11 protein-coding genes and 2 pseudogenes are annotated in these 11,576 nt (G+C 65.9%); 3 read left to right on the plus strand and 10 right to left on the minus strand.

Annotated features, from left to right (window positions below; genetic code table 11):
- Nucleotides 1-184 precede the first annotated feature (184 nt).
- The 7 genes from ltrA to ACNPQM_RS42255 form a co-directional block, all read right to left on the minus strand.
- The gene (gene ltrA, locus ACNPQM_RS42225; RefSeq protein WP_418088156.1) at nt 185-1,432 is read right to left on the minus strand and encodes a group II intron reverse transcriptase/maturase; all 1,248 of its coding nucleotides are present in this window, start codon (nt 1,430-1,432) and stop codon (nt 185-187) included.
- A 567-nt stretch (nt 1,433-1,999) separates the two neighbouring features.
- Entirely contained in the window at nt 2,000-2,290 is a 291-nt protein-coding gene (locus tag ACNPQM_RS42230; RefSeq protein WP_418088157.1) for a transposase, read from the minus strand.
- A 231-nt stretch (nt 2,291-2,521) separates the two neighbouring features.
- On the minus strand, nt 2,522-2,980 hold the full coding sequence (locus tag ACNPQM_RS42235) for an Imm21 family immunity protein (protein WP_418088158.1): 459 nt from the start codon (nt 2,978-2,980) through the stop codon (nt 2,522-2,524).
- A 140-nt stretch (nt 2,981-3,120) separates the two neighbouring features.
- Nucleotides 3,121-3,765: a nitronate monooxygenase gene (locus tag ACNPQM_RS42240; RefSeq protein WP_418088159.1), complete on the minus strand. Its 645-nt coding sequence runs from the start codon at nt 3,763-3,765 to the stop codon at nt 3,121-3,123.
- A 372-nt stretch (nt 3,766-4,137) separates the two neighbouring features.
- Nucleotides 4,138-4,851 (minus strand): SDR family NAD(P)-dependent oxidoreductase, encoded by a 714-nt coding sequence (locus ACNPQM_RS42245; RefSeq protein WP_418088160.1) that lies wholly within the window; start codon nt 4,849-4,851, stop codon nt 4,138-4,140.
- A 143-nt stretch (nt 4,852-4,994) separates the two neighbouring features.
- Complete coding sequence (locus ACNPQM_RS42250) at nt 4,995-5,156, minus strand: hypothetical protein (protein ID WP_418088161.1); 162 nt, start codon at nt 5,154-5,156, stop codon at nt 4,995-4,997.
- A 6-nt stretch (nt 5,157-5,162) separates the two neighbouring features.
- The gene (locus ACNPQM_RS42255) at nt 5,163-5,297 is read right to left on the minus strand and encodes a hypothetical protein (RefSeq protein WP_418088162.1); all 135 of its coding nucleotides are present in this window, start codon (nt 5,295-5,297) and stop codon (nt 5,163-5,165) included.
- An 83-nt stretch (nt 5,298-5,380) separates the two neighbouring features.
- On the opposite strand from ACNPQM_RS42255, the gene ACNPQM_RS42260 reads away from it, so the two are divergent.
- Nucleotides 5,381-5,998 (plus strand): TetR/AcrR family transcriptional regulator, encoded by a 618-nt coding sequence (locus ACNPQM_RS42260; RefSeq protein WP_418088163.1) that lies wholly within the window; start codon nt 5,381-5,383, stop codon nt 5,996-5,998.
- Between the two features lie 425 nt (nt 5,999-6,423).
- Here the strand turns inward: ACNPQM_RS42260 and ACNPQM_RS42265 are convergent.
- Both ACNPQM_RS42265 and ACNPQM_RS42270 read right to left on the minus strand, forming a co-directional pair.
- Nucleotides 6,424-6,595, minus strand: a pseudogene (locus tag ACNPQM_RS42265) (ABC transporter permease subunit); the annotation flags it as partial.
- Between the two features lie 248 nt (nt 6,596-6,843).
- Nucleotides 6,844-8,118, minus strand: coding sequence for a sulfite oxidase (locus ACNPQM_RS42270; RefSeq protein WP_358862697.1), 1,275 nt, complete (start codon nt 8,116-8,118; stop codon nt 6,844-6,846).
- A 1,000-nt stretch (nt 8,119-9,118) separates the two neighbouring features.
- On the opposite strand from ACNPQM_RS42270, the gene ACNPQM_RS42275 reads away from it, so the two are divergent.
- Nucleotides 9,119-9,975, plus strand: a protein-coding gene (locus tag ACNPQM_RS42275; RefSeq protein ID WP_418088164.1) for an IS5 family transposase whose coding sequence is annotated in 2 segments (ribosomal slippage) — nt 9,119-9,455 and nt 9,455-9,975 — 858 coding nt in all. Because the reading frame shifts where the segments join, the coding sequence is not laid out codon by codon here.
- Nucleotides 9,976-10,142: 167 nt separating this feature from the next.
- On the opposite strand, the gene ACNPQM_RS42280 is transcribed toward ACNPQM_RS42275, so the two are convergent.
- The gene (locus tag ACNPQM_RS42280; RefSeq protein WP_418088165.1) at nt 10,143-10,898 is read right to left on the minus strand and encodes a class I SAM-dependent DNA methyltransferase; all 756 of its coding nucleotides are present in this window, start codon (nt 10,896-10,898) and stop codon (nt 10,143-10,145) included.
- A 444-nt stretch (nt 10,899-11,342) separates the two neighbouring features.
- Here ACNPQM_RS42280 and ACNPQM_RS42285 point away from each other — a divergent pair.
- Nucleotides 11,343-11,576: pseudogene (locus ACNPQM_RS42285) on the plus strand (hypothetical protein); the annotation flags it as partial.

Consider the following 11,576-nt stretch of genomic DNA (forward strand, 5'->3'; position numbering starts at 1 on the left):
CTGCGTGATTGTCGTCCGATGTCTTCTCCGCGTCGATGAAGCGGCACCGCGTGGCGGTGTCTACCTCATCTTGTCCTGCGCGAAGAAGGCGGTCGGTCGGGTGGCCCGGGGGAATCGCACCCCCGGGCTCCCACAGATCCCGGCGTGACAGTCTCCCGTCACCGGGCTCCTATCGTCCTCTTCGTCAGGTGACGTTGACCCATTTCCAGTGCGCGAAGAATGAGGGGTAGGCCGCTACGACCTGGTCCCACCTCCTCGTGGCCTTCTTGTAGGTCTTCAGCCGTTTGTGTTTCTTCCGGACCCAGCGCAGCAGGTAGTAGTTGATGCGCTGCAGGAGGGGATACAGTTCGGTTTGATAGAACGTTCCGTAGTACTGCATCCATCCCCGAATGATGGGGTTCAGCCATTTCGCGAACTCCCCAAAGGAGTAGGTGACATGCATGTGAATTCGCCACGAGCGGCCTTCCATGCTCATCTTCTTCAGAGCATCCTTGCTGACCGCCGGAAGGAAGGACGTGAATACCTCCCCATTCCGGTCGACCGCCGGACGGTTGCGGAAGGTGAAGCCAAGGAAAGCGAAGGACGTGGCAACTTCGTCGCGCGGCCTCGTCTTTCCGCAGTACACGATCTGCGTCTTATCCGGATGCAGCTGTAGCCCTACTTCTTCCATCCTTGTCCCCAACTGCGTCAGGACCTCTCGGGCCTGACGTTCGGATGAGCAGTGAATCACTGCGTCATCCGCGTAGCGCTCGAACTGGACGCCCGGAAAAGTCCGGGTGATCCACATGTCGAGCGCGTAATGCAGGAACAGGTTGGCAAGTACGGGTGAAACCGAGGATCCCTGTGGGGTTCCTCGATCCCGCTGCTGCAAGGTGCCGTTGGGCATCATTACGGGAGCGGCAAGCCACCGCTCCACGTAGAGAATCACCCATGTGGCATCGGTGTGCGACTCCACAGCCTTGACGATCAGGTCCCAACGGACGCTGTCGAAGAACTTGGCGATGTCGAGCTCGACCGCCCATTTCTTCTTCCAGCATCGCCGCCGGCATGTCGCCACCGCATCGAGGGCCGACCTTCCGGGCCGGTAGCCGTAGGAGTCAGGGTGGAACACAGGCTCCACCCGCTTCTCCATGTGAGCGGCCACCACCGTTTGGGCGATCCTGTCCGACACGGTCGGCACGCCGAGGAGACGGACTCCGTCGCCATGTGGCTTGGGAATCTCCACACCTTTCACAGGAGGCGGAAAGTAGCTACCCGAAGACATTCGGTTCCAGATCTTGTAGAGATTGCCCTGCAAGTCTTTCTCGAACTCTTCGATCGTGCAACCATCCACTCCTGCAGCACCCTGATTCTCCTTCACCTTCAGGTAGGCATCCCAGACCTCTCCCTTCGAAATCTCAAACGACTTTCCTGACGACTTCAGCTCGCTCACGTAGCTCCTCCCGGAGTGAATCCGGTTGACCAAACAAACGAACCACAGACAATCCGGCCCCTTCGCTCCACCCTCACCGCGCCGAGCAAGGACTTCATTACTACTACGAGCCGGTCCGCCAACACGATCTGCATCGGTACTCTGCCTCTTGCGGGCTTTCCGCTTGAGGTCCTCCCTTATGCGGCGTCATCCAAAACGGGCTACCGCAGCATCAGTTCGTGTCTTCCCACGTTCCCTACGAGCGCAGCAGACCAGGATCACGTCGCCTCCACGCCGGGCACCACCTGGCCAGTAGATCGGGTATCCGCCAGACTCATCCCGGGGCAAAAAGTAACCCCCGGTTTTGATGCCACTTCAATCCTTAACGACGCGTCAACAGCGTCCCCCTTGCAGGGATTTGCGCTCCGTCTTCCTGATCCCCACCTGACGCCTCTTGGACGCCTTTTCCACATCGCTCACCACGGTCGCGTCACCGCTTCCGCAGCATGTGGCGGTTTGAAGCCTCCCCCCGCAGGGCGGCTCCGAAGGGCCTACCTTCATCGCTCGCACAGCATCGCGTTCAGCCGCTCAACTACCCATTGCGGCCTCCCACGTTCGTGGCACACCTTTTCCCAGGATGTCGACCGTCTTCTCCAGCTCGCGGACCTTACGCCGCAGCTGGGCGAGTTCTTCCCGCTCGGCGCTGGTCAGAGTCCCGGCAGGCCCCTCGCCCCGGTCGAGCTTGGCCTGCTTCACCCAGCCACGCAGACCCTCCGGGCTCACCCCCAGGTCCCGGGCGACCTCGGTGACCGTCTTGTCCGACGACAGCGCCAGCGCGACGGCGTCGCGTTTGAACTCGGCCGTGTACCGCTTGCTCATGTTGCTCTTCTTGCTCACTACCTGTGACTGCTTCCTCCGGGACCTTCCGTCCCAGTATCAGGCTGTCCAGGTCAAGGGGGGAGCTTCAAAGAGATCATCCGCTGCCTCAAGCGGTTCGTCGCCCGCGAGATCTACCAAGCCCTTCTCACACCCAGCACCACATGCAACACCGCCGAGCGACTCACGACCACAGCATGATGCTGCCCATCGCCTGCGTTGAAGGGGATGCGTTCAGATCGCAATCAGCCTCTCCAGAAAGAACTCTCCCATGGAGGGATAGATCAGCAGTGACTGCACTCGGTAGCGCCCATGGGGAACATTCACCTGGATCGCATCGTCCTCACCGACTTCGGCACCACGCACTCCGGAATCCAGAAGAACGTAGTGGCCGCCCAATGCGATCTCGAAAACGTCTTGCCACCCATCCGAGCTCATGGCCTGTTCCACCGCGTCTTCCAGCCCGGCATCGTCATCACAGGAGACCCATCGGACAAAGGTCATTGTCCCATCCAGATAGGCCACCGGAAGTCCCTGCCCTCCCAGCGTGAGCACTTCCCCATGGTCCGGCAGCACGACTTTCCCGACATGTGCGGGGGACACCACGTCCGCCTCGGTGCCGTTCCAAGCCTTCAGATACGGCGCCGGACATAGCGCGTAGTAACCGAAGTCCGTCCCATCGAGCCAATCCACGTACGGCCACCCCAGATCTCAGCGTCCATGTCCGACAACCCGCAGCACGATGGCACACAAGCCGCTTGACATCCATAAGAGCATCCCACTGTCACCATCACGGCCAGACCCGTCCCGAAACCGCGCGCATCCCCAAGTACTCACTCAACCTGACAACGCCGCAGCGACACCTCTTGGCGCACCTGGGCCAGCAGGTCGGGCAGCGGGATTGCGGCGGGGATGCGCTGCGGGGTGAACGTGCCGGAGTGCCCTCCGGCGGCCGAGGCCTGCACGGCCAGTACGTCGGCGCCGGCCTCTGCCGCCAGGCGGGCCTCCTCGGGCGAGGTGACGGTCTGGACGACCAAGGTTCCGGCGGCGCGCAGCGAGGCGATGACGGCCACGTCGGGGACCGCGAAGGTGAAGCTGACGACCAGTACCGGGTCGGACAGCAGCAGGTCGATCTTCTCCGACCAGTGGTCGTCGTCCTCGACGATGCCGACGGCCTGGACGTCAACGTCGTGGGTCTGGGCCTCGGGGGCGATCGCGCGGGCGTAGCGGCGGAAGGCTTCCGGATCGATCGGCAGCGGGTTGGGCGCGAAGAGGTCGACTCCGAAGGAGACGCCATCCGAGCGAACCCTGGCGATCTGCTCGGCCAGCGCGTCTGCCGTCCTGTAGCCGCCGGCGAGGAATCCCAGGCCATTCGCCCGCGCCGCCGCAGTGACCAGTGCGGGAGTGCTGGGCCCGCCGGCCATGGGGGCGGCCAGGATCGGAGCGTCCACTCCGAGAGCGGTCAGCGGCGAAGCCATGGAGTGTCTTCTTCCTGTGAGGTGGGTAGGCCGCCTCGTCGGGTCACCGACTGAAGGCGGAGGGACGCCGATCGGGTCGTCTTCGGCGCCGAACCGGCCGAAGACTGCGGAGCTTCCAGCAGAGACTCCGGAGAGCAGGACGCCTCGCGCCCCGGCCATCGCTTGCCGGGGCGCGCTTCGTCGGGCGGCGCGACAGGCCGTATCCGCCCGCTGGTGACGGGGCCGCGCGGCCAGAGCATAGGTGGCGCCCCGGGCGCGGACCCTGCCAGCCGGATCCGGACCGTAAGCAGCACCGGCATACCGGTGCTGCGAAGGCTCCAGGACGGGCGCTGCCGTATGGATCGTCGGGCGGGCGGCAGATGCATCTGTGGCTCAGCGGCCGGCGGTCTGGCCGCCGTCGACGGGGAGGATGACGCCGGTGACGAACGGGGCGTTCTCGAGGTAGACCACCGCGTCGACGATGTCGCTCACCTCGCCCATCCGGCCGACCGGGTGCAGGGCGGCGAGGGTCTCGTGGTACTCCTCGGGATGCATGGGGGTCTTGATGGTGCCCAGGGCGACGGCGTTGCTGCGGATGCCACGGGTGGCGTACTCGATGGCCAGGGCCTTGGTCGCCGACTGCAGGCCGCCCTTGGTCAGCGAAGCGAGCACCGAGGTCACGTTGGAATCGGGCTGGTCGCCCAGACTGCTCGTGATCTGCACGATGTGACCGCCGCCCTCTTCAAGCATGCGCTCGACCGCGAGCTGGGTGATCCGGAAGAAGCCGTCCACGTTCACACCGAGCACAGCGTCGTAGTCGCCCTCGGTGTATTCGGTGAAAGGCTTGGCGACGAAGATCCCGGCGTTGTTGACCAGCGTGTCGATGCGACCGAACCGCTCGACACCCGCGGCGATGACACGCTCCGCAGTGGCACGGTCGGCGATATCGCCCTGGACAGCGACAACCTCCGGGTCCCGCGACTCGGGAATGCTGCGCGACGTAGCGACGACGGCATAGCCCAGCTGGCGGTAGGCGCCGACCAAGCTGGCGCCGATGCCCTGCGATGCGCCAGTGATGACCGCAACCTTCTGACCCGGGTTACTCATGAGATGACCTTCCTAAGGGGGTGTCACAAACCAGGACCGGAATTAGGTGACCGGTCACTTATAAGCTAGACGACCGGTCGGGAAATATCAAAGAGGGCAATGCGAGTGAAGGCCGCAGGGGGCACTATCACGACCAGGGCGGGTCAGGTGGCGCCGCCGGCTCTGCCCGGGTCGATCGGGTGGGGCCGGACGGGGGTGATCGCCGCAGTCATCCACGGCCACAGGCGCAGCACGCCGAACACCTTCTCGTAGAACTCGGCCTCACCGACGGCGCGCCAGAGACCGATGCTGCACAGTTCGCCCACTGGGCGTCACAGCCTGACCGGATGGCCGGCGACGGCCAGCCCCTCGGCCCGGGCGACCTCGGCCGCCCGACGCCGGTCGGCCTCGACAGACTCGGCCCCTTCGAGGAGGACGGCGGCCAGTTCGACGACCACGGTCGACACACCCTTGACGGAGGCTGCCGGAACAGCGCATCACTAACCGACCAGTCTAGTAAAATGTAGTCGAGCGGTCATATACTGGCAACATGGGACGGACAAGTAACGCCAGAGAGAAAATCCTCGACGCTGCGCACTCGCTCATGGAGGTGCGCGGCTACTCGGCTCTGGGCGTGGCCGAGATCTGCAAGACAGCCGAGGTACCCAAGGGCAGTTTCTACTACTTCTTCGATTCCAAGGAGGCTCTCGCGCTGGCTGTGATCGACGAGCAGTGGGCGACCCAGCGGCGTGACTGGACCCGCATCTTGAAGAACGACGCGGAGCCGCTGCAGCGGCTGCGGCAGCTGTTCGAGGCGACGGAAGCCGACCAGCTGGCCGGACAGCAGAGCTGCGGGACCGTTTCAGGCTGCATGTTCGGAAATCTCACCCTGGAGATGAGCAACCACACCGAAGCCGTCCGCACGCGCCTGCAGGAGATCTTCGAAGCCCAGGTCGAGATGGTCGACTCGGTCATCACCGAAGCCCTCGAGCGCGGCCAGGTCACCGTCACCGACACCCGGGATGCCGCCCGATCCGTGGTCGCGCAGCTGGAGGGCCAGGTGTTGTTCGCCAAGCTCTACAACAACACGACCCAGCTCAGCGCGCTGTGGACGAACTGCCTTGCACTGCTGGGCGCTCGCGCGCCACAGGTGCCGTCCCACACCTGACATGACGGCCGCAGATCTCGATCTGCGGCCGTCGAGCCAAGGAGAGTCGGGGTTGCCGGGGAACCTGACAGGGCGAGCGCCACCACCTCACAGGAGGAACACACATCATGGTCTCGCCACGGGCCTTGACCCCGGAATTTGGACTCCGGAGACACTTGGATCTTGAATCCGGGTGGTCAGGAGTCCTGCACAGATGGCAATGAAGCATGAGCTGTCCCTCCCCATCGTAGCGTGGAGTCCTTGATTGCAGGGAAAGTTGGGATTCATGGGGTCCAAGCAATAGAAGTACGACGCCGAGTCCCGTGAGGGGTCTGTACGCATCCTGATCGAGACGGGAAAGCTGGTCCCGGAGGTCGCCGAGGAGCTCGGTGTGCACCCCGGCACGCTGCACAGCCGGGTCTCGCGCTGGCGCCGCAACGGGTCGGCGTCGTCGGACCGGCCGGCTTCGGCCAGGTCACATGGCGGAACCGCATCAGTGGTCCGCAGCCGTCGATTGCCGCCGCCTCGTGCAACTCCTGCGGGATTCCCTAAAGCCCGGCCAGGTAGATCACTACGCAGAATCCGAGCCCTTGCCAGGCGATGACCCCACGACACCGTGACGGTGCCGGTGCATTCCGTGCCTTCTGGCAGGTGGTGGTCTCCAGGTGGCGGCGGAACTCGACGGGTGCACCTGTTCCACTCGCCGACCGGGGTGAGCGTCGACCGGCTGAGCCGGTTCACCGTCGCCGGGAACACCCTCGACATGTCGAGCGAGAAGAAGGTCCTTCCGGGACAGCCCTTAGCCGGCCGCGTATCGGCCGCAGGCCTACGCCCGGCCGGGAGTGAACTGCCAGCGGTGACAGTGGTCAGATCACGGTCACCGGGTGACGCACCACTGCGTCGAACAGAAAGCCCTGCGTGTTGGCCACGGCGGTGTCCGGCTGGGTGTGGCCGGCCGTGTCGGTGGCGCGGGCCAGGAGGTGAGTGTCGCCGACTGTGTCGGGCTTCCAGGGCAGGGACCAGCGGGTCCAGGTGCCGGCACGGGGCCGGTCGTGGAGGCGGACGGGCCGCCAGCTCACCCCGCCGTCGGTGCTGACATCGACCCGCGCGATGGCCCCCGCGCCCGACCAAGATCGGCCGTGCAGCACCTGCCCCTCCCCCACTGTGAACCTCGCCCCGCTCCCAAGCTCGAAGGCGCTCCTGACCACCTGCCGGGTCAGCGGCGCGCTGCCCTCCTCCGGGTATGCGGAGCCGAACAGACGGTAGAAGATGGTGTTCCAGGGCGAGTAGAGCGGCTGCGTGGACACCTCGATATCGCCGACCCACTTGATCGACGAGATCCCCACCCACCCCGGCACCAGCACCCGCACCGGATACCCGTGGTCGTACGGAAGCGGCTCGCCGTTCATCTCGTACGCCAGCAGCACATCGTCCAGCGCCTTGGCCAGCGACAGCGGACGGCGTACCCGCCCGAGGTTCTCACCGTCGCTGAAGAACTCGGCGTCCAGACCGCGCGGCTGCACATCCACGGCGTACGAGGACAGCCCGGCCTTGCGCAGGACATCGGACAGGCGCACCCCGCGCCAGCGCGCGACGCCGATCGCCCCCAGCGTCCACGGGGTGCCGGTGACCGTTTCGCCCTGCTGCGTAGTGAAGTAGCTGCGGCCGTTTCCGGCGCACTCGACGAACGCTGTACGGGTCACGGCGGGCAGGGCGCGCAGATCGTCGTACCCGAACTCCACCGGCCTGTCCTCACGGGGCGCGCCACGCAGCCCGCTGCCCCACAGCTTCAGCCGCCAGTCGGCGGCGTCCAGGACAGGTGTGGCGGTGTGGTTGCGCACGAAGAACAGTTCGTTGGGGGTGTGGCGGCCGGTTCCGCGCAGCGCCTCCCAGCGGGTCTCGGCGTTGGTGCCGCGCCGGATGAACCACTCGGGCGGCAGCGGCTTGACAATCGTGGGATCGGCGGCGTGGGCGAGGTACGGCGGGGGGATCGCGGCCCCTGCGGCGGTCGCGGCGAGCAGGGTCAGCAGCCGGCGGCGGCTGACCCCGTCCGCCCTGGCGTCCCCGGAGAGCCACTGGCTCAGCCTGCGGCGGTCGTACGCGGATTCGTCGTGATGGGCGGCGGAGGCGGGTGAAGGCATGAGATCTCCTCGTCGTTGAGACAGCAGACAGACATGGGAGAGGACGGTCCGAGCCGGCGCACTGGGCGGCGCGCCGGGAGGGCGGCCGAGGTCCACAGCGCGGCGGCGCGTCAGAGATTCCAGCGGCGGCATGGCGGGATGCAAGCACGCAGCGCGAGAAGGCGTCAACGGGGCGATCTCGCCACTCGGTTGGTCCCTTCTCTGCGGCGAGTCATTGTCAATACCTGTGGATGAGTTGAGTTTCAGGCCGCTTCGGGCCGCTCGATGCGGCAGCCGTTTTCGAAGCAGGTGCCGAAGCAGACGAGGGTGACGAGGTGGGGTGTGATGACCGTGAGTCGCTGCGGACCGCCGGCTCATGCCGACGCCTCCCGCGACCACGACAGTGGTTGGCGCCACGCGATCGCAGTCTGTCGGATCGTCACGGTTCCCATGTCACCTCCTGCAGTGGGTGGTTCCGGTGCGGTGCACCCCGCGCACCGCCGTCTGGTTCACCAGACGGGCGACGATATGCAACACAATCAGGGCCGCGTCTCCGGCAGGGTGGTTCCGCGCTGCGGTCACGCGCATCAGGGCGACCCGGTCGCGTGAGATGGACGACGCACCCGTCAGACGGGCGCTGCCGTTCGGAGTGCAGGACCAGGTCGCGGCCTGCTCACGCCGACCGCCCTTGTCCGTGGTCCACGCCACAAACCGCTGAGCTCTACGGCTCGCGAACTGCTGAGAGATCGGCCCCTTCCGGCGGTCTGGGGACATGAAAACCTGGCTGACTTCCGCCGGGCGGGGCGCGGTGCCCGTGCTGAAAAAGATCCGCGTCCGCGGGCCGGTCGCCCGGCCCGCACACGGCTGGGCGCGGTCGCCGCTGACAAGACATCCCACGCGGATAAGCGTCAAGCTGCGGCGGTGGCTTCCGCGGACGGTCGTTGCCGAGTAACTGATCATTTCAGAATGAGTGTGCTTGAGGGGCTAGGCAGTTGGGCGTGAGGGCGGCAGAGTTCTGCAGGTGCCGGATGATCTTGTGCCTGATGACCTGTGGGAGCGGGTAGCCCCGCTGCTTCCTTCCCGCCCACCGCGGCGCCGACGGTATCCGGGTCGGTTGCCGGTGGACGACCGAGCTGCCCTGCGTGGGATCGTTTACGTGCTGTGCAAGGGCGTGAGCTGGGCGGATGTCCCTGCGGAGAGGATCGGCTGCAGCGGGGTGACCGCTTGGCGGCGGTTGAGGGACTGGACCGAGGCCGGTGTCTGGCCTCGTCTGCACGAGGTCCTTCTGGCGGAGTTGCGGGCGGCCGGTCTGGACATGGATGACGCGGCAGTGGACGGCTCGCATGTCAGGGCTCTCAAAGGGGGGCTCACACCGGACCTTCGCCGGTCGACCGCGCGCGTCCGGGCAGCAAGCACCACCTGATCACCGACCGGCACGGAACACCGCTGGCGATCTCACTGACCGGCGGAAACCGTCATGACGTCACCCAACTGATGCCGCTGCTGGACGCGATACCCCGCATTCGCGGTGTCCGGGGTCGTCCGCGTCACCGGCCGGGCCGGCTGTACACCGACCGCGGCTACGACTACGACAAGTACCGCCGCCTCCTCCGGGCCCGCGGCATCACGCCGAGGATCGCACGCAAGGGCACAGCCCACGGCTCCGGACTAGGCAAGACCCGCTGGGTTGTCGAGCGCACCTTCGCCTGGCTCCACCAGTTCAAACGCCTGCGGATCCGCTACGAGATACGCGCCGACCTCCACCTCGACCTACTCCAACTCGCCTGCAGCATCATCTGCTTGAGAAACCGAATTTCCGAGGCGGGTGGGGCGTCTTTCCGGTGGCGGGTGGGCGTCTGCGCGTGGCCAGTAGCATGAGGCGCGCAGCCCGTAGTGATCACGTTCAGGCTAGGGACAAGCAAGGGAAAGCGCTCTCGACCGTCGATGCCATGGTTGAGCGCGCAGGCTCGCAGTCGGCAGCCGCGCGGAGCCACCGCGACGACCAGGCCGGATTGGCGCTCAGAGGTGCTCGGAACCGTGCGGCGTCAGCTGATCGGCTTCTCCCAGACCGAGACGTGCTGACGGCTGTTCTCGGTGAAAGGTATGCGCGTCCAACCGTCCCAGCGGTCACGCAGGCGCAGGCCGGCGAGCTGGGCCATGAGGTCCAGCTCGGCGGGCCAGACATAGCGGAAGGGGGTCGTGCGCGCCTCCCCGCGGCCGTCTTCCCCGATCGTGATGTAGTGGCAGGTCGCGTCCTGGGTGACAGTGTCGTAGACGGTGTAGGCCCACCCGGTCGGGCTGGTGTGGAATGGCACGATGTTCTGCCCGAGCGGGATCTTGCGAAGTTCCGGGACCATGGTCTCGATGACGAAGCAGCCTCCGGGCGCGAGGTGCTCGGCGACGTTGCGGAAGCAGGCGACCTGGGCTTCCTGCGTGGTCAGATTCATGATGGTGTTGAACACCAGGTAGGCGAGGGAGAAGGGCCCATCCTCCTTCGTGTCCACCGTCGTGGTGGCGAAGTCGCCGATCGACACACCGATTCCCTCGCCCCCGGGCTTGGTGCGCATCCGGGACACCATCGCTCGAGACATGTCGATGCCGTGGACCGGAACGCCCCGGTGCGCGAGCGGTAGTGCGATGCGCCCTGTGCCGATCCCCAGCTCCAGGGCCGGTCCGCCGCTGGCGAGTTCTGCCAACAGGTCCGCGGTCTGCTCGATGACGTCCTGCTGGAACTCGGTACCCGTGGAATGGTCATACCGCTCTGCTACGCGTTCTCCGAAGTACCCATCTTCATCGATCACCGGCGGACCGTACCTCAGTGTCAGGCCGAGGCGCAGATATTTTTCGCGCGACAGACACGTTCAACCGCGTCTGGACAAGTCGGTACCGCGTCAGTTACGTGATTGGCCCGCCCGGCCCTACAGCCGACCTACCAGACTGGCTTCGGGGCAACGTGACTCACGTCCCACATTCACGCCGACCCCCTGACCTGGGCAGCTACTTGGCAACCCTAGATAAGCGCGGCTGGCTCCTGCTGCACGCGGGTCTGCAGATCGACCAACACGGAGCAACCGCCCCGAGGCAGTACGACTGCCGCCCCGGCTGCGGCAACACCGTCCGCACCGACACCCACGCTCGCCTCCTGCGCGAGCGAGCCGACGAAGATCGACAAGCTGGCCGCCCACACGCCAGAGCCCATCGGCAAGCGCCTGCGATGCTGCCGCCCACGCCGCTGGGACCCTGGCATGAATCAGCAGCACCAAGACGAACGGACCCGCATCCGCGAGGCCATGGACCGGCTCCTCTCCGGTCAGGCCCCCGCCTCCAATGGCAGTCTCACCGTCGTCGCCCTCGCCGCTGAGGCCGGTGTCCACCGCATGTCTCTCGGGGCCTCCCCCCTGATCGTGGACATCTCGGAGGCTGGATCATGGGTGGTCCAGGGAGAAGAGGGGTCCCGAGTGGGGACATACAGGTATCCG

The sequence above is a fragment of the Streptomyces sp. NPDC056231 genome (assembly GCF_048270745.1).
Taxonomy (GTDB): domain Bacteria; phylum Actinomycetota; class Actinomycetes; order Streptomycetales; family Streptomycetaceae; genus Streptomyces.